This window comes from Pseudomonas sp. GM25, from assembly GCF_000282255.1.
Lineage (GTDB): Bacteria > Pseudomonadota > Gammaproteobacteria > Pseudomonadales > Pseudomonadaceae > Aquipseudomonas > Aquipseudomonas aphyarum.
This window is the reverse complement of the sequence record NZ_AKJQ01000035.1, coordinates 320,483-337,806: the sequence shown is the minus strand read 5'-3', so window position 1 is coordinate 337,806 and position 17,324 is coordinate 320,483. Positions and strand designations below refer to the sequence as shown.

Sequence of the window (17,324 nt, the reverse complement as noted above, 5' to 3'; positions counted from 1 at the left end):
GGCCTGCGGCTTATGCTCCGTCAAATTTTCTCGACACCCGCTCAGGATGACGCCCATGAATGCCCGCGCCCAAGCCACCGCGAGCCAACCCCACGTTGCCTCTTATTACGCCGCCAGCAGCCTGCCGCAGCCCGATCATCCGGTGCTGCAAGGTGAACAGATCGCGGACGTGTGCGTGGTCGGTGGCGGTTTCTCCGGGCTGAACACCGCGCTGGAACTGGCTGAACGGGGTTTGAGCGTGGTGTTGCTGGAGGCGCACCGGATCGGCTGGGGCGCCAGCGGCCGCAACGGCGGGCAACTGATTCGCGGGGTCGGTCACGGCCTCGATCAGTTCGCCAACGTGATCGGCGCCGACGGCGTGCGTCAGATGAAACTCATGGGCCTGGAAGCGGTGGAAATCGTCCGCCAGCGCGTCGAAAAATTTCAGATCCCCTGCGACCTGACCTGGGGTTACTGCGATCTCGCGAACAAACCTTCCGACCTTGAAGGATTTGCCGAAGACGCCGAAGAACTGCGCGGCCTCGGTTACCGCTACGAAACCCGTCTGCTGCAAGCGAACGAGATGCACACCGTGGTTGGCTCCAAACGCTATGTCGGCGGTTTGATCGACATGGGTTCCGGGCACCTGCACCCGTTGAACCTGGCGCTCGGCGAAGCTGCGGCAGCGCAGCAACTCGGGGTGAAGCTGTTCGAGCAATCGGCGGTCACCCGCATCGACTACGGCCCGGAAGTCCGGGTGCATACAGCGCAAGGTTCGGTGCGGGCGAAGACCCTGGTGCTGGGCTGCAATGCCTATCTCAACAATCTGAATCCGCAACTCAGCGGCAAGGTACTGCCGGCCGGCAGCTACATCATCGCCACCGAACCCCTGAGCGAAGAACAGGCCCACGCCCTGCTGCCGCAGAACATGGCGGTCTGCGACCAGCGGGTGGCGCTCGATTACTACCGCCTCTCGGCGGACCGTCGCCTGCTGTTCGGCGGCGCCTGCCATTACTCGGGGCGTGATCCGAAAGACATCGGCGCGTACATGCGGCCGAAGATGCTCGAAGTGTTTCCGCAGCTCGCTTCAGCGAAGATCGCTTATCAGTGGGGCGGGATGATCGGCATCGGTGCCAACCGTCTGCCACAGATTGGCCGGCTCGCGGATCAGCCGAATGTGTATTACGCCCAGGCTTATTCCGGTCACGGCGTGAATGCCACGCACCTGGCGGGCAAGCTACTGGCCGAGGCCATCAGTGGTCAGCACAGCGGCGGCTTCGACCTGTTCGCCAAAGTGCCACACATCACCTTCCCCGGCGGCAAGCATCTGCGCTCGCCGCTGTTGGCGTTGGGGATGTTGTGGCATCGGCTTAAAGAGTTGGTCTGATGTTTTTGTCGAGGCCCTGAATACGCCTTCGCGAGCAAGCTCGCTCCCACAGGTGACCGCGCTCCACCTGGAGAACACGGTCGAATGTGGGAGCGGGCTTGCTCGCGAAGGGGCCGAAACAGGCACCGAAGATTTCAGATCCGCCAGAACGGCTTCAACCCCTCCTCCAGCGCCTGCTCGCGGGTCAGCCCGATGTCCTTGAGCTGTTCCGGCGTCAGGCGCAACAACGCCTTGCGCGTGTGCAGACGATGCCAGAACAGGCCCCAGCGACTCAGGCCGGACGGCGCGTTGCGCATGATCTCGTTGCGCGCGTTGTCCTGTTGCCCTGCCTCCAGTTCCTGACTGTGTAACGTCAGCCGCACATCGCTCAAACCGTTCATTTTCATTGCTCCTGTTTACTTGGGTAGCCAGAGATTCCATGATGCGCGGGCGAGCAAAAGCATTACAGATTCAACACATCTGTATTATTTCCATACAGATTTGCTGTCTCTGAGACTGAATTGTCGATTTACGCCGCATCTGTACTGGTTTAACGAATCATCTGCATCGAGGCAGTGCCATGACGCTCTATGTGAATCTCGCCGAACTGCTCGGCACCCGCATCGAACAAGGCTTCTACCGTCCTGGTGATCGCCTGCCGTCGGTGCGCGCCTTGAGCGTAGAACACGGGGTCAGCCTGAGCACGGTGCAGCAGGCCTATCGGATGCTGGAAGACAGCGGCCTGGCCACGCCGAAACCCAAGTCCGGGTATTTCGTGCCGGTGGGGCGTGAGTTACCGGAGCTGCCGGCAGTCGGACGCCCGGCGCAACGGCCGGTGGAAATTTCCCAGTGGGATCAGGTGCTGGAACTGATTCGCGCCGTGCCGCGCAAGGACGTGGTGCAACTCGGTCGCGGCATGCCGGACATCTCGTCACCGACGATGAAACCGCTGCTGCGCGGGCTGGCCCGTATCAGCCGCCGTCAGGACATGCCCGGTCTGTATTACGACAACATTCACGGTACCCTCGAACTGCGCGAACAGATCGCCCGGCTGATGCTCGATTCCGGCTGCCAGTTGAGCGCCAGCGATCTGGTGGTCACCACCGGTTGCCACGAAGCGCTCTCCACCAGCATCCACGCGATCTGCGAACCCGGCGACATCGTCGCGGTGGATTCGCCGAGCTTCCACGGCGCCATGCAAACCCTCAAAGGCCTGGGCATGAAAGCCCTGGAAATCCCCACCGACCCGCTCACCGGCATCAGCCTCGAAGCCCTGGAACTGGCGCTGGAACAATGGCCGATCAAGGTCATCCAGCTCACGCCCAACTGCAACAACCCGCTCGGCTACATCATGCCGGAGTCGCGCAAACGCGCCCTGCTCAACCTGGCCCAGCGCTTCGACGTGGCAATCATCGAGGACGATGTGTATGGCGAACTGGCCTACACCTACCCGCGTCCGCGCACGATCAAATCCTTCGACGAAGACGGCCGTGTCTTACTCTGCAGTTCGTTTTCCAAGACCCTCGCGCCGGGGCTGCGCATCGGCTGGGTCGCGCCCGGTCGCTACCTCGAGCGGGTGCTGCACATGAAATACATCAGCACTGGCTCCACTGCGCCACAGCCGCAGATCGCCATCGCCGAATTCTTAAAGGCCGGGCACTTCGAACCGCATTTGCGGCGGATGCGCACGCAATACCAGCGCAATCGCGACGTGATGATCGACTGGGTAACGCGCTATTTCCCGGCCGGGACCCGCGCCAGCCGCCCGCAAGGCAGCTTCATGCTCTGGGTCGAACTGCCGGAAGGTTTCGATACCCTGAAACTGAATCGTGCGTTGCACGATCAGGGCGTACAGATTGCTGTCGGCAGCATCTTTTCCGCCTCGGGCAAGTACCGCAATTGCCTGCGCATGAACTACGCGGCCAAACCGACAGCACTGATCGAAGAGGCCGTGCGCAAGGTCGGCGCGGCCGCGATCAAACTGTTGGCCGAGGTCGATTAGCCCACCGTAAATGCGCCCTGACCTTCAAACCGCTCCGGATCGACGGGGCGGCTTGAGGCGTCATCGACCCGCGCATCCAGTTCCATCTCCACTTCCAGCAGGCTGCCCCGGGCACCGGCGTCCGCCTGCCACGGCACAACATGAATGCCCGGTCGCAGGAAATCACCTTCGACCGGTTGGCCGCTGTCCAGCCGCCAGTTCACCGCCGCACCGTCGAGACGCACAGCCACGATACGCAGTTGCAACGTGCCCGCCGCCCAACGGAAACGTTGCGGATCAGCCGGGGGCGCGGCGAAAGCCCAGCGCATCAAGCGCACGTCGGGACAGTGCACCCGCAAGTGCACGCTGCGCAGACCAAAGCCCGGGCCCCGGCCATCAAGCGCCGTGCGTTGCAGCAGGTCGGCGCGCGTTACGCTACCCAGGTTCACGCTCGCGGGCGACAGGCTCGACTGACACGCTTCGGCGCCCGACGCCGGTTCAAATACCAGGCACAGCAGCACGACCAGGACCAGCAGAAATTTCATCAGATGCACTCGTTCAGGACAGCTCGGCCGGCGCGCAGGTGGCATCGACCCGCTCGATGAGCGCACTGTCGTCAGGGGATTCGGAAAGCGGGAAACGCAACTCGCACTGCGTGTTGTCAGGGAGCTGCACATGCAGGCGCTGACCCGCTTTTGCGTCCGGCAGAAAAATCGTTCCGGCGTCCTGGACCGTTGTCAGGTAGCGGCCCTGCTCATCGTGAACACTCAACCCCTTGGCCAGCCATTGCCGGTCGACGGTCATGGCGTTGAGCAACAATCGCCGGACGGTGACGAGGGAAAAGTCCAGATGCTGCACCGACCCACGGGCCGGCTGCACTTCCTTCACCCCGTCGAGCACTTCGACGTTGCGCGACAGGCTGAGCGGGTCGACTTCCAGCCGTGCCGTCGACCAGGCCGGCAGGCTCGCCGCGACTGCGTGACCCGAACCATCGGTCCAGACCGGCCCTTGAGGCGTGTTCAGTTTTAAACCCGATCGATCACCGGCCTTGAGTACGCCGAAGGTGTCGCGCAGGGGATAAGGCGACAAGGTTGCGCCGTCGCGATGCAGCGCCACACCACCGCGCAGCCCCACATCGTAATCGGTCGCGCCGGATCGCTGGCCGACGCCAACGTCCAGGCTGGTGTAGCGCGGCAGCGCATTGAAACGCACGCCGTAACTGGCCGCAGTCTCATCGCGGTACTCCGCGTTGGCGTTGTAGGCCAGGTTTTCACCCAGTACGTCGCTGACGGCCACGCCCCGGCGCAGGCCGGATCGATCATCACGGCGCAAATAGCCGCGCAGCCTTCGCTGGCCACCGAGCGCCATTCCCAGCGTCAGGTAAGCGGAGTTGCCCAGGCGATCAGATGCCGTGTCGCCGATGGCACGTTCCAGGTTCAACGACAGGCTGATGCGCTCAGGTAATGTGCGCGACCACGACAGGCCAAGACGCGACTGCGACGGTTCATTCTGGGTCGAATATCGCGACCAGGTCGCCCCGAATGCCCCCCATTGATCCACCGATCCGGTGAGAGAAAACACCAGGTGATCGCGACCGGGGGATTCGGCCCGGTGGAGCTCCTGATCCCAGCCGGTGTCTGACAGCGTGCGAAAATTCCGGCTCTGTCGCACTGCGACCAGGCTCGTCGACAGGCTCTCGGACAGCGGCGCACTGAGCGTCAGTTGTGTCTGGCTGCCTCCCGCGCCACTGGAGCGGTCATCGGACAGCACCTGTCGCAGGCCCATTGCGTAGCCGCCGGCCCACTGCCGCTGCAGGCCCCAGCCTGTCGACAGGTAGTCGGTTGCCGCGAGCAAACCGGCGCTCAGTCGGGTGGCCTGCCCCCAATCCCAATCCTTGCTGAGCGCCGTGAAAGAAGGCGTCTTTCGGTCGTCCGAGCCCAGCCGTCGCACCGTGCCCAGCGCAAAGTTGAACCCGCTCGGCCCGGCCCATTGTGCTTCGTGGAGGCTGGCCGCCGGCACGCGCAAGCGCCGCGCCTGCCCATCCTGTTCGTGGACAGTCACCTCCAGATCAATCCGGTTGCTCAGCAGCGGCAGTGCTCGCAGCGTGAACGGCCCACTCGGCACCATGGTGGTGTAGATCAACACGCCGTTCTGCCGGACTTCAATGCGGGCCGGCGAATACGCGACACCTTCCACCTGCCCGCGCGCGCCGTCCTGCGCCGCGCGCAACTGGGTGAATGCCGCTTCCGGCACGATCTGCACGCCGTTGAAGGATTCGCCGGCAAACAAGCTCGACGCGAGATTCAATTGCCCGACCTGCAGGCTGGCTTCGGCGTCCTCCAGGGTTCGCGCACCGTAGGCATACAGGTGCTCGAACCGTGAGTTGCCGGAGGTCGACGTGTAAGACTGCCGGCTGCGCAACACCCAGTCCCCGGCATTCAGGCCGACCTCCGAACCGAGGCTTTGAAACCTGTCGTGCCGACCTTCATGCTGACTGCCGACCATCAACGCGTCGTAATTGAAAACGCCGGCCGTACCACCATGGGCGAAGTTGTTTGGCGCACGCTCCGCCAGCATCAGACTGTCGGTCGGTACCAGCAGGTCAATCCGTTCGCGTCCCGGGTCCAGTCGCACGATTGCTTCGGGAAATCCCTCCGCCAGCGTCATGCACTGCTCCGGTCGCAACTTGTCCATCGAGGTTGGCGGGCGTACTCCAGCAACGTTCAGCCATTGGGGGTGCAGGCACAGTTCACCGCGCTCGTTGAACGATACCCGCACACGGCCTCTGGCCTGTCCGTTGACCTCAAGCGCCACGGAATGCTCGCCTTGGATGAAGCGCGGCGCCTCACGAAAGTACGCCGCCAACGCGGGATCGATGCCACGGTCTCTCAACACACGGGCGTCGAACTCCAGTGACTCGGCCGCCAGCGCACTGCAGTGGGCCGCAAGCAGCAACACGCTCCAACGAACGCAGACCTTCATCAGCGGGTAACCGGCGCGTCGTAATGGTCGACCGCAAAGCCGTAGGTGGTGGCCGGGAAGATCCTCACCGCCATCGTCTGGGCCGAGGTGTGCAAGGGCAACTCGGCGTGCATTCGCTCGCCGGGCAGGATGTAAGTCTTGGGCAGGTTCACCGAGCGGGTGCCCGGCAGAGGCACAATCGTTTTCGCCAGCCGCACCACGTAGGGGCTCGAATTGACGACCTGTACACCGTTGGCATCCATTGACCAGGTCAGCCGCTTCCAGGGTTCACGTTCGACCGGCAACCCGGCAGGGCGCAAAATCACTGGCAGGTTCTGGCGTACACCGAGAGCAACCCGGGCTCCGGCAGCGTCACTGGCCGGACTGATCCCCTCAAAGATCACCCGTTTGAGGCGTTCGGTTTTCAACGGTTGCCGGTTTTGCAGAATGAATCGCACTTGCTGAATACCGCCCGGTTCGACCCGGGCAATGGGCGGGGTGAAGATCAGCAGTACATCGTCGCGGTCCTCGATGTTCTCAACAGTGGTGTGCAGCAGTGCGGGATGCGTGTCGGTATTGCGCACGTTCATCACCGCCTCACCCATGCCCTCCTCGACCAACAGCACGGGCGTCTGCGGAACCATTCCGGCGGCGTGGGCCAGCGGCATTGAAAACCATGCGGACAGGCACAGCGGCGCCGTCCTGAGAACAGACTTGAAAGAAATGAGCATCGGGATAATCCGTGAAATCCTGGATGCGATCCGGCAGATGCCGGACCGCGCTCGCGTGCGTCAGTCAGTCCCGGTGCGTGAGAGGCACCGGGACGCCGCCGTCAGAGGTAGAACATGTCGAATGTCACGGAGCCGTCCAGCGGGATTTCGTTGGCAATCGGTAGAGCGTTGCTTGGCCCGATGATCGGCAGCAGGTGCATCGGGAAACCGTGGTGACGGGCGGCAACCGGACCGGTCGCGGCGCTGGCGCCCCACGAGTACAACTGCGGTGCATTGCTGACCAGCGTACTGGTCGGCACACGCCATGTCGGGACCGCCAGCGTCCGGGTCAGCAATGTCTGCGCATTGCCGTCAGTCTCGGGAATGCCGTGACGCAAGGCGAAACCACCAATGGGCGTACCGTTGATGTCACCCAACCCGTAGAACAGCGCCGGATCACTCTGCCCGGCACCATCACTGATGCCCGGCAGCTTGGTGCCGGCTCGGTTATCGCGCACCGATACTTCCACAGGAGCCGGTGCATCGCAATTGATGTGCAGGGACACATCGCGACCGGCCAGCAAGGTCTGGGTGGTCGGATTCAAAGTCGCCGCCGAAATCTTGCGCAGATCCACCGTGCTGCCACCGGCGAAGGCCGGAATGCAGGACGTCGGAATAATGGTGCCGATGACATTCAGGTCAACGCTTTCTGCCATTGCCATTGTTGGCAGCAGCGCCGCCGCCAGTACTGCAAGACGGTATGTCTTTTTCATAAGCCGTAATCTTCCATTTGATTGACAGTTCAGTCCCTACAAACTTGGTATGTAAGTAAGCGGGCTGATGATTGCGGCTTATGAGAGATAAATCTGTAGGAAACGGGAGCGCTTAAACAGCGAAATCACGACTGGTTCAATAGGTAATTTGAGCTTGGTGGCGGGATCCTACGCTGCCGTGGCCCGATGCTTTGAACCGCCATGTTTCCGGGGTCCGAGATTCAGTACGCCTGAAAGCGCAGATCGATCCCGAACCGGGTCAGATCGGCAACCCGGGTCTGCGCTGACCCTACCCGTCCTTCAAGTTCCACTTCGACGTCCATGCGCTGACCTTCCAGTGCAACGCCCGCCCGCGCGGGAATCAGGCTTTGCCCGGCGGGCCAGACAGCCGCGCCGGATGCGACACCCGGTTCAAATCCAAGCCACTGCACGGCCTTGCCATCCACCCGGACAGCCATCACATGGACCCTCAACGCCCCCGCGCCAAACCGATAGTCCACGGTATCCGCGGCCGGCGCCGCCAGGTCGAGTCGCAGCGCAACTGTCCGTTCACACTGAACGGTGATCTGCACCCGTCGGCGCCCGAAACTCAGCTGGTCATTGTCCAGGGGCTGCTGCAGCAACTGACCGCGCGTCATCGCTCCAAAGTCGATGGAAGGCTGCCCCAGCCTGACTGCACAGCCCGACTGCGCCTGTGCCTGATCGGCGATAAACACGGCACTGAGCAATGCCAGACCAATCGTGCCGGTATTCAAACGATGCATGGTGACTGACTCCTAAACCGCGTGGCAGGTGGCTTGAGCTGTTTCGTACAGCGATTGGGTGTCGGGGGGTTCGCCGAGGCTGTAGACCAACCGGCAGCGAATGCCATCGGGCAGCACCACGTGCAAACTCGTGTCTGGCCGGACATCGGGCAAGAAGATCGTGCCGGCCTCCAGTACGTTGGTGATGTACTGTCCCTGCGCGTCGAAAACGGCTCCGCCCTTGCGCAGAAGAACGTTGTCGGCGGTGCGCGCCTGCAACAGCACGCGCCGCGCGGTGACCATGTCGAACGCCAGATGCGCGAAGGCGCCACGCCCGGCTTCGACCTCTTGAAAAGCGTTGTGCACATCGACATTGCGCCCCAGGCTGGCCGTGTCCAGCTCGACCCGCCCTTTGCTGTACGCCGGCAGACTCGCTGCCACGGCGTGCCCGGAATGATCGGTCCAGACCGGGCCACGCGGGGTGTTCAACCTGACGCCGGCGCTGTCGCCGGCCTTGAGCAAGGCGAAGGTTTCGCGCAGCGGATAAGGCGACAGCGTTACGCCACCACCGTGCACCAGCGCACCGCCACGCAGGCCGATGTCATAGTTCTGGCTATCCGCATCACTGCGCGAATAGCCCATATCCAGCTGGCTATAGCGGGGCAACAGATTGACCCGTCCGTTGAACCCGGCGCTGCCGTCATCCGGTCGCTCGGCGCCGATGCTGTAGGCCAGGGTGTCGCTGAGCTGTTCATTGAATCGCAGACCGCTGCGAGTGCCGCTCACGTCGTCGTTACGCACGTAACCGCGCAAGGTCTGGCGCGCGCCCAGAGGCAAGCTGACACTCAGATAGGCTGCTGTGCCACGGGCATCGTCGGAGGCCCCGGCGACATCCCGTTCAACCGTCAATGTCACATTGGCCCGCCGAATGCTCTGCGACCAGGCCAGGGCGACTCTGGACGTGGCCGTCCCATCAAACATGGAGAAGCGCGAGTAGCTGGCAGAAAAGCCTCCGTACACCGGACTGCTGGTGCTGAGGTTTGCCGTCAGTTGATTGCGTACTCGCTGGAACGGTCGATCATTGCGCGAATCCCAGGTGGTGTCCGACAGCGTGCGGAAACCCTGGGTCTGCTGGGTCAGCGCAACACTTGTCGACAACCGTTCACTCAACCGACCGCTGGCCGTCCACTGCAATTGCGTGCCGGACACGGCCTGATCCTGTGCCCGGGAAATCACCTGGCGCCCACCGAGTATCAGCCGATCACCGATGCCGCCCTGCATTGCCCAGCCCAGCGACTGATAGCCTGTGCCAAACATGGCGCCGGCCGTGACCTGCCCGCGCGAGCCCAGCCGCCAGTCCTTGCTGGCAGCGGCAAAGGACGGCGCATCACGCTCGTCACCGGCGTAGCGCCTCACCTGACCGACCGCCAGCCCATAGCCTGCCGCCCGGCCCGTCATCCCGCCCCGCAACTGCGTCGCCGGCACAATGAAACGCCGCTGCTGACCGTCCTCTTCGTGCACCGTCACTTCCAGGTCCACGCTCTGGCTGAGCAGCGGCAAACCCACCAGCGTGAACGGCCCACTGGGCACCACCGTGGTGTAGATCAACGCACCGCTCTGGGTGACTTCGATTCGCGCGGCGGAATAGGCAATGCCTTCAACCCGCGCACCGGAGCTGTCATCGTCCAGCGCCATCAGGGCCAGTTCCGGTTGCACCTGGAAGCCGTTGAAGGCCTCACCGGAAAACAGCGGCGAGACCATGTTCAACTGACCCAGTTGCAGGTTGGCCTGATAGCGTTCCGAAGTGTGCGAGGCGTAGGCATACAAATGCTCGAGGCGATTCTCTCCGGCGAACTCGCTGTACACCTGGCGACTGCGAAACGACCAGTCCGCCGCATTCAGGCCCAGCTCGGCATTCAGATTGCGGAACTGCGAAGACTGGCCGGCGAAACGGCTGCCCAGCAGCAAGGCGTCGTAGTTGAACAGACCTGCCGTACCCCCGTTGAGGAAGCTGCGACGAACCGGGCGATCAGGCACCAGCGCATCGGTGGGCAACAGCAGCGAGATATGTTCCTGCGACGGATCGGCTTGTACCACCGCACCCGGAAAGTACCGGGCGAACAGTTCGCATCCCGAATCACCCGTCGACTCGACGTGATCCGCCGCCCGAAATCCGCCCCGCTCCGGAAGTGAAGGCGTGAAACACAACTCGCCTTCGGCATTGAACGTCACCTGCACCCGCCCCTTCGGCACACCGTTGACCGACAGCGCAACCGCCTGCACGCCCTCGCGAAAGCGCGGCGCCTGGCTGAAATATTCGGCCAGGCGCGGATCCAGCCCACGGGATTTCAGTACATCCGGATTGAACTGCACGGATAGCCCTTCGGCGCTTCTGGCGACAGGGGCGGTGCCGAGAACGATGATCAACGCGGCGCCGGCCAGACAACCTCGGTGCATCAATCCGTCACCAAAGGAGCATCGAAGTGCGCAATGGCGAAACCGTAGGTGGTCACTGGAAACAGCCGTACCTGAAGCGGTGCATGACCCGGATCAGGCGTTCCGCTCAAGGTCAGCTGCTCGCCGGGCAGCACATAGGTGCGGCCCAGATCCATCTCTTTGTTGTCGGGCAGCAGCGTCACCGAATGGCCCAGCCGCACCACGTACGGGCTGGGATTGCGCACCTGGATATCAGTGCCTTGTCGCGTCCACACCAGATGCTTCCAGGGCTCGCGGTCGACCGGCAGATTCGCCGGACGCAGGATCGCCGGAATGTTCTGGCGCAGGCTCAGACTCACCTGCGCCTTGCCCGTCGAGTCCTGCGGAGCGATCCCCTCGAAGATCACGCGCTTGAGACGCTCGGTCTTCAAAGGCTCCGCACTGCGCAGAATGAAACGCACGCGCTGCGTTGCCCCGGGCTCGACCCGTGCCACCGGCGGTGTCAGCAGCAGCAATGACTCGGTATCTTGCGGCACGTCTTCGACAGACGTGTGCAGGAGCGCGGGATGCGACTCGCTGTTGAACACATTGATACCGGCCTCACCCACGCCTTCGTCGAGCACAACGACAGGCGTCTCGGGAACCATTCCCGCCGCCCGGATCGGGCCGGGCACCCAAAAAGAAACCAGCAGCACACTGGCGATGGCTTTTCGCACAAAGGCGTTCATGACGTTGTCCACGGGCGAGCGCGCAGCCGGCATCCGTGCCGGGCCACAGGCCAGCCGATAACATTGATTGGAAAGGACAGGCCCCGGAAGCGACCGGTGCCTGTCGATGATTGGCGCGTTGCGCGCTCTGTCAGAGGTAGAGCAGCTCGAACGTTGCCGAGCCGTTGAGCGCGATTTCAGAAGTAATCGGCAGGTTCGCCGACGGGCCGATGACCGGCACCAGCGTCATGGGAAAGATGTGCACGACGCCCGGCGTCGGGCCTGCGGCCAGGGATCCTCCCCACGAATAGCGAAGATTGCCGCCATCCGCATTTTTTCCGACCAGCGTGGCCGTATCGGGGGTGTCCCAGTTGGCCATGCCCCCTTGCTTGTACATGATCATCGACGGCTTGCCATCGACGGTGGGTGTACCGTATCGCAGGCCGTAACCACCGATCTTGGCGCCCGCGACTTGTCCGATTCCGTAGATGTACATCGCCCAATCGGTGCCATCCACGACGATACCGGGCAGTTGGGTATGTGCCTGGTTGTCATGCACTTTGATGGCCATCGGCGCATTTGCCGAACAACGGATGCTCAGCGTTACATTGCGGTTTTGCAGCTCGGTCTGCCGGTCGCGATTCAGTGACCCGGCGGGGATATCCCCTAACTCGACCGTATTACCGTCAGCAAAGGACGGCGTACACGAGGTCGGGATGATGGTGCCGGTGATGGTCAGGTCTGCACCATCGGCCATGGCCAGTGCCGGACACAGGGCGCTTGCGACAGCGATTGCACGAAAGGTCTTGCGCATGAAAATTCTCACTCCATAAGAATCGAAAGATGACAGCCAGCTGCGCTTCTTCTGCTGAAAAACAGGAAACGTCCTGCTTCAGAATCAGCGTTGTCATTATTCCGATTGCCTCCCGGCAGTGATGTAAGGCGAGGGTGTATTGCGCGCTGGAAAAATCGCTGCGGGGCGTAGCTGATGAGAGCCGGAAAAATCCGCCATTTGTTTAAAAAACTGCGTCCTGCCGACAGCCATGAGCTACAAACCGCTCTGCTTCAGGGATCGGATTGACTGCTCTTTCGAACAGGCAACAGGCGGCGTGCGCCGTGCCATACTCCTGACCTCGCCCACACCCGGAACGACCCGACTTGAGCCCCAGACATTCCCTGCCATTTGCACTGATGTTCGTCCTGCTGCTCGCCGGGTGCGCTTCGCTGGATGTCCCGCGCGAACCGAGCCAGGCACTGCCGGCGTCCGACTCCGCGTTCGGTCGTTCGATCCAGGCCCAGGCGGCGCCCTACAAGGGCCAGTCCGGTTTTCGCCTGCTGTCCAACAGCACCGAAGCCTTCACCGCCCGCGCCGAGCTGATCCGCAACGCGCAACGCAGCCTCGACTTGCAGTACTACATCGTCCATGACGGCATCAGTACGCGAATGCTGGTGGAAGAAGTATTGAAGGCCGCCGACCGGGGCGTGCGGGTGCGGATCCTACTGGATGACACCACCAGCGACGGCCTCGACCTGATCATCGCCACCCTGGCGGCACATCCGCAGATCCAGATCCGCCTGTTCAATCCGCTGCACCTGGGGCGCAGCACCGGCGTGACCCGGGCGGCCGGGCGACTGTTCAACCTGTCGCTGCAACACCGGCGGATGCACAACAAGCTGTGGCTGGCGGACAACAGCGCAGCCATCGTCGGCGGGCGCAATCTGGGCGACGAATACTTCGATGCCGAGCCCAACCTGAACTTCACCGATATCGACATGCTCAGTGTCGGGCCGGTCGCCGAACAGCTCGGGCACAGTTTCGATCAGTACTGGAACAGCGCCCTGAGCAAGCCGATCGACGAGTTCCTCTCCAGCAAACCCTCGGCCAAAGACCTGCAGAACACCCGCACGCGCCTGGAAGAATCACTCGAAGAAACCCGCAAACAGAATCACGCGCTGTATCAGCAGTTGATGACCTATCGCACCGATCCGCGCATGGACATCTGGCGCAAGGAGCTGATCTGGGCGTGGAACCAGGCGCTGTGGGATGCGCCGAGCAAGGTGCTGGCCAAGGGCGAACCCGATCCGCAACTGCTGCTGACGACCCAACTGGCACCGGAGCTGACCGGCGTCAGCAAAGAACTGGTGATGATTTCTGCCTACTTCGTGCCGGGGCAGCCGGGGCTGGTCTACCTGACCGGCCGCGCCGATGCCGGTGTGTCGGTGAGCCTGCTGACCAACTCGCTGGAAGCCACCGACGTGCCGGCGGTGCACGGTGGTTATGCGCCGTACCGCAAGGCGTTGCTGGAACATGGCGTGAAGCTGTTTGAGCTGCGGCGCCAGCCTGGGGATAACTACGGCAGCGGCCCGCACCTGTTTTACAGCAAGTCCTATCGCGGCTCGGACTCGAGCCTGCACAGCAAGGCGATGATCTTCGACGGGAAGAAGTCGTTCATTGGCTCGTTCAATTTCGACCCGCGCTCAGTGCTTTGGAATACTGAAGTCGGCGTGTTGGTGGACAGTCCCGAACTGGCAGCCCACGTGCGCGAACTGGCCTTGCAAGGCATGGCGCCGGCGCTCAGCTACGAAGCGAAACTGCAGGACGGAAAAGTGGTGTGGGTCACCGAGGACAATGGCCAGATGCACACGCTGACCAAGGAGCCGGGGAGTTGGTGGCGGCGCTTCAATGCGTGGTTCAGCACCACCGTGGGACTGGAGCGGATGCTGTAGCAGCCCGCTCCAACCGTATCAAGCAGGCTCCGGCACCTTGCCGAACGCCCCTTGCCGCGACAGCAGTATCACCAGCCCGAATGCACCGGCCGCCATCAACCACGGCAACGCATGCCCGCTGATCCACTGACTGCCGGCCCCCGCCATCAACGGCCCGATCAGACAACCGACGCCCCACAGCTGCGCGACATGGGCGTTGGCGCGCACCAGCGCATCATCGCGGTAGCGCTCGCCGATCAGGATCAACGACAGGGTGAACAGGCCACCGGCACTGGCGCCGAACAACACCCACAGCGGCCAGATCAGCAAAGTGTCGAGCAGCATCGGGATCGCCAGACTCGACAGCATCAGCACCACAGCGCAGCCGGTGAACAGGGTCCGCCGTGACAGATAATCGGCCAATGCGCCGATGGGCAATTGCAGCAGTGCATCACCCACCACCACGGTGCTGACCATCGCCAGCGCGATTTCGGCGGTGAAGCCTTGTTGCAGGCAATACACCGGCAACAGGGTCAGGATCATTGCTTCGAACGCGGCGAACAGCGACACCGCCCAAGCGATGGCCGGCAGCTCTCGAGCGAAACCCCACAGATCGCCGAAGGTCACGCTGCTGGCCTCGCTGCTGGGCGCGCCGCTGCGACCCAGCAGCAGAAACGGCGAAGCGATCAGCAGACCGACACCCACCCAGAAACCATAATCGTGATCGGTGCCCAGTGCGCCCAACAGCAACGGACCAGACAGTTGGCTCAACGCATAACTGCTGCCATACAGCGCCACCAGTCGCCCGCGCCAGTGCTCGACCACCAGTTGATTGATCCAGCTCTCGCCAAGGATGAACACGATGGTCAGGATCACGCCGATCATCAGCCGCAGCACCAGCCAGATCGGGTAGCTCGGCAGCAGCGCCAGCAGGCCGATGGACAGTGCCCCGGCCCACAGGCACAGGCGCATCAGGTTCGCCGTGCCGAAACGCGCCGCCAGATGACTGGAAATCTTCGCCCCCAGCAACACGCCAATGGCCGGCATTGCCGCCATCACACCAATGGCGAACGAGCCGTAACCCCAGCCCTCCAGGCGCAACGACACCAGCGGCATGCTGACACCGAGGGCCAGGCCAACACTCAAGACAGACGCCAACACGGCGAAATACGTCGCCCAACGCATGGTCCACGCTCCTGTGGATAATTTTTATGTGCACCACAAAACACTGTGGGAGCGAGCTTGCTCGCGATAACGGTTTCACATTCAGCAAATGTGCTGACTGATACACCGCTTTCGCGAGCAAGCTCGCTCCCACAGGGATCTTTGTATCGTTCGGGAGCCCGCCTCGGCAGGCTCCCTCAGCGATTTACAGCTTGATCCAGGTCGCCTTCAGCTCGGTGTATTTGTCGAACGCGTGCAGCGACTTGTCGCGGCCGTTGCCCGACTGCTTGAAGCCGCCGAACGGTGCGGTCATGTCGCCGCCATCGTACTGGTTGACCCACACGCTGCCGGCACGCAGCGCCTTGGCGGTCAGGTGCGCCTTGGAGATGTCCTGAGTCCACACCGCTGCCGCCAGGCCGTAAGGCGTGTCGTTGGCGATGTTGATCGCTTCCTCGGCTGTGTCGAAGGCAATGACCGACAGTACCGGGCCGAAGATCTCTTCCTGGGCAATCTTCATCGCATTGCTCACGCCGTCGAAAATCGTCGGCTCGACGTAGGTGCCACCGGTTTCCTGAAGAATGCGCTTGCCGCCGGCCACCAGTTTGGCGCCGTCGGTGTGGCCCGACTCGATGTAGGACAGCACGGTGTTCATTTGCTGGGTGTCGACCAGCGCGCCAACGTTGGTGGCCGGGTCCAGCGGGTTGCCGGGTTTCCAGGTTTTCAGCGCCTCGATCACCATCGGCAGGAATTTGTCCTTGATCGAACGCTCGACCAGCAGACGGGAACCTGCGGTGCAGACTTCGCCCTGGTTGAAGGCGATGGCGCTGGCGGCGGACTCGGCGGCGGCCTGCAGATCCGGGGCATCGGCAAACACGATGTTCGGGCTCTTGCCGCCGGCTTCCAGCCAGACGCGTTTCATGTTCGATTCGCCGGAATAGATCATCAGCTGCTTGGCGATCTTGGTCGAACCGGTGAACACCAGCGTGTCGACGTCATTGTGCAGCGCGAGCGCCTTGCCGACGGTGTGGCCATAGCCCGGCAGCACGTTCAGCACGCCTTTCGGAATGCCGGCCTCGACCGCCAGTTCGGCGATACGGATGGCGGTCAGCGGGGATTTTTCCGACGGCTTGAGGATCACCGAGTTACCGGTCGACAGGGCCGGGCCGAGTTTCCAGCAGGCCATCATCAGCGGGAAGTTCCACGGCACGATGGCGCCGACCACGCCCACTGGTTCACGGGTTACCAGACCCAGCTGATCGTGCGGGGTAGCGGCGACTTCGTCGTAGATCTTGTCGATCGCCTCACCGCTCCAGCTCAACGCCTGCGCAGCGCCCGGCACGTCGATGTACAGCGAATCGCTGATCGGCTTGCCCATGTCGAGGGTTTCTAGCAGGGCCAGTTCTTCGGCGTGCTGCTTGAGCAGGCCGGCGAAACGGATCATGGTGGCTTTGCGTTTGGTCGGCGCCAGGCGCGACCAGACGCCGGAATTGAAGGTGGCGCGGGCGTTTTCCACGGCGCGCTGGGCGTCGGCGGCGTCACAGCTGGCAATCTTGCCCAGCAGACGGCCATCGACCGGGCTGATGCACTCGAAGGTCTCGCCGGAGACGGCATCGGTGTACTCGCCATTAAGGTAGGCGCGGCCTTCGATCTTCAGGTCGCGGGCGCGTTGTTCCCAGTCGGCACGAGTCAGGGTGGTCATTCGAGTGTCCTCCTCTTGTTCAATACGAGCGCCGCGATCGTCGCGGTCGTCCTCAGGAATACTGCCCGGCCAGCCTGCTTTTCGGCCCAAGGCATCCGC

Annotated in this window: 14 protein-coding genes; 3 read left to right on the top strand and 11 right to left on the bottom strand. The window is 62.8% G+C overall.

Annotated elements, in window-relative coordinates:
- The first annotated feature begins 55 nt into the window (after window positions 1-55).
- Window positions 56-1,366, top strand: a complete 1,311-nt coding sequence (locus PMI24_RS12840) for an NAD(P)/FAD-dependent oxidoreductase (RefSeq protein ID WP_007954483.1) — start codon at window positions 56-58, stop codon at window positions 1,364-1,366.
- Between the two features lie 134 nt (window positions 1,367-1,500).
- Here PMI24_RS12840 and PMI24_RS12835 read toward each other — a convergent pair whose 3' ends face one another.
- Window positions 1,501-1,746, bottom strand: a complete 246-nt coding sequence (locus PMI24_RS12835) for a DUF1127 domain-containing protein (protein WP_007954481.1) — start codon at window positions 1,744-1,746, stop codon at window positions 1,501-1,503.
- Between the two features lie 179 nt (window positions 1,747-1,925).
- On the opposite strand from PMI24_RS12835, the gene PMI24_RS12830 reads away from it, so the two are divergent.
- Window positions 1,926-3,347 (top strand): aminotransferase-like domain-containing protein, encoded by a 1,422-nt coding sequence (locus PMI24_RS12830; protein ID WP_007954479.1) that lies wholly within the window; start codon window positions 1,926-1,928, stop codon window positions 3,345-3,347.
- On the opposite strand, the gene PMI24_RS12825 is transcribed toward PMI24_RS12830, so the two are convergent.
- The 8 genes from PMI24_RS12825 to PMI24_RS12790 all read right to left on the bottom strand — a co-directional run bounded on the left by PMI24_RS12825 (window position 3,344) and on the right by PMI24_RS12790 (window position 12,470).
- Complete coding sequence (locus PMI24_RS12825; protein WP_007954477.1) at window positions 3,344-3,871, bottom strand: hypothetical protein; 528 nt, start codon at window positions 3,869-3,871, stop codon at window positions 3,344-3,346. The two genes, PMI24_RS12830 and PMI24_RS12825, sit on opposite strands and share 4 nt — an antisense overlap.
- A 13-nt stretch (window positions 3,872-3,884) precedes the next feature.
- Entirely contained in the window at window positions 3,885-6,308 is a 2,424-nt protein-coding gene (locus PMI24_RS12820) for a fimbria/pilus outer membrane usher protein (RefSeq protein WP_007954468.1), read from the bottom strand.
- Window positions 6,308-7,018: a fimbria/pilus chaperone family protein gene (locus PMI24_RS12815; protein ID WP_007954467.1), complete on the bottom strand. Its 711-nt coding sequence runs from the start codon at window positions 7,016-7,018 to the stop codon at window positions 6,308-6,310. The genes PMI24_RS12820 and PMI24_RS12815 overlap by 1 nt, the downstream gene beginning before the upstream one ends.
- A gap of 101 nt (window positions 7,019-7,119) precedes the next feature.
- The gene (locus PMI24_RS12810; RefSeq protein ID WP_007954466.1) at window positions 7,120-7,770 is read right to left on the bottom strand and encodes a DUF1120 domain-containing protein; all 651 of its coding nucleotides are present in this window, start codon (window positions 7,768-7,770) and stop codon (window positions 7,120-7,122) included.
- Window positions 7,771-7,991: 221 nt separating this feature from the next.
- A complete protein-coding gene (locus PMI24_RS12805) occupies window positions 7,992-8,534 on the bottom strand; it encodes a hypothetical protein (RefSeq protein WP_007954465.1) in 543 nt (180 codons plus the stop codon).
- A gap of 12 nt (window positions 8,535-8,546) precedes the next feature.
- Complete coding sequence (locus PMI24_RS12800; RefSeq protein WP_007954463.1) at window positions 8,547-10,970, bottom strand: fimbria/pilus outer membrane usher protein; 2,424 nt, start codon at window positions 10,968-10,970, stop codon at window positions 8,547-8,549.
- A complete protein-coding gene (locus PMI24_RS12795) occupies window positions 10,970-11,677 on the bottom strand; it encodes a fimbria/pilus chaperone family protein (protein ID WP_007954461.1) in 708 nt (235 codons plus the stop codon). The genes PMI24_RS12800 and PMI24_RS12795 overlap by 1 nt, the downstream gene beginning before the upstream one ends.
- A 130-nt stretch (window positions 11,678-11,807) precedes the next feature.
- Window positions 11,808-12,470 carry a DUF1120 domain-containing protein gene (locus PMI24_RS12790; protein WP_007954459.1) on the bottom strand — a complete coding sequence of 221 codons (663 nt, stop codon included), beginning with the start codon at window positions 12,468-12,470 and terminating at the stop codon, window positions 11,808-11,810.
- A gap of 377 nt (window positions 12,471-12,847) precedes the next feature.
- Between PMI24_RS12790 and PMI24_RS12785 the strand changes: the two genes are divergently transcribed.
- Complete coding sequence (locus tag PMI24_RS12785) at window positions 12,848-14,383, top strand: phospholipase D family protein (RefSeq protein WP_007954458.1); 1,536 nt, start codon at window positions 12,848-12,850, stop codon at window positions 14,381-14,383.
- A gap of 18 nt (window positions 14,384-14,401) precedes the next feature.
- Here the strand turns inward: PMI24_RS12785 and PMI24_RS12780 are convergent, their stop codons facing one another.
- Together PMI24_RS12780 and PMI24_RS12775 are read right to left on the bottom strand one after the other, a co-directional pair.
- A complete protein-coding gene (locus PMI24_RS12780; RefSeq protein ID WP_007954456.1) occupies window positions 14,402-15,547 on the bottom strand; it encodes an MFS transporter in 1,146 nt (381 codons plus the stop codon).
- Between the two features lie 184 nt (window positions 15,548-15,731).
- Entirely contained in the window at window positions 15,732-17,225 is a 1,494-nt protein-coding gene (locus PMI24_RS12775; RefSeq protein ID WP_007954454.1) for an aldehyde dehydrogenase, read from the bottom strand.
- Window positions 17,226-17,324: the final 99 nt, after the last annotated feature.

Bases quoted from the DNA above. Each gene is read 5' to 3' on its own strand.
- PMI24_RS12840 (WP_007954483.1), top strand. From the start codon at position 56: ATGAATGCCCGCGCCCAAGCCACCGCGAGCCAACCCCACGTTGCCTCT.
- PMI24_RS12835 (WP_007954481.1), bottom strand. From the start codon at position 1,746: ATGAACGGTTTGAGCGATGTGCGGCTGACGTTACACAGTCAGGAACTG.
- PMI24_RS12830 (WP_007954479.1), top strand. From the start codon at position 1,926: ATGACGCTCTATGTGAATCTCGCCGAACTGCTCGGCACCCGCATCGAA.
- PMI24_RS12825 (WP_007954477.1), bottom strand. From the start codon at position 3,871: ATGAAATTTCTGCTGGTCCTGGTCGTGCTGCTGTGCCTGGTATTTGAA.
- PMI24_RS12820 (WP_007954468.1), bottom strand. From the start codon at position 6,308: ATGAAGGTCTGCGTTCGTTGGAGCGTGTTGCTGCTTGCGGCCCACTGC.
- PMI24_RS12815 (WP_007954467.1), bottom strand. From the start codon at position 7,018: ATGCTCATTTCTTTCAAGTCTGTTCTCAGGACGGCGCCGCTGTGCCTG.
- PMI24_RS12810 (WP_007954466.1), bottom strand. From the start codon at position 7,770: ATGAAAAAGACATACCGTCTTGCAGTACTGGCGGCGGCGCTGCTGCCA.
- PMI24_RS12805 (WP_007954465.1), bottom strand. From the start codon at position 8,534: ATGCATCGTTTGAATACCGGCACGATTGGTCTGGCATTGCTCAGTGCC.
- PMI24_RS12800 (WP_007954463.1), bottom strand. From the start codon at position 10,970: ATGCACCGAGGTTGTCTGGCCGGCGCCGCGTTGATCATCGTTCTCGGC.
- PMI24_RS12795 (WP_007954461.1), bottom strand. From the start codon at position 11,677: ATGAACGCCTTTGTGCGAAAAGCCATCGCCAGTGTGCTGCTGGTTTCT.
- PMI24_RS12790 (WP_007954459.1), bottom strand. From the start codon at position 12,470: ATGCGCAAGACCTTTCGTGCAATCGCTGTCGCAAGCGCCCTGTGTCCG.
- PMI24_RS12785 (WP_007954458.1), top strand. From the start codon at position 12,848: ATGTTCGTCCTGCTGCTCGCCGGGTGCGCTTCGCTGGATGTCCCGCGC.
- PMI24_RS12780 (WP_007954456.1), bottom strand. From the start codon at position 15,547: ATGCGTTGGGCGACGTATTTCGCCGTGTTGGCGTCTGTCTTGAGTGTT.
- PMI24_RS12775 (WP_007954454.1), bottom strand. From the start codon at position 17,225: ATGACCACCCTGACTCGTGCCGACTGGGAACAACGCGCCCGCGACCTG.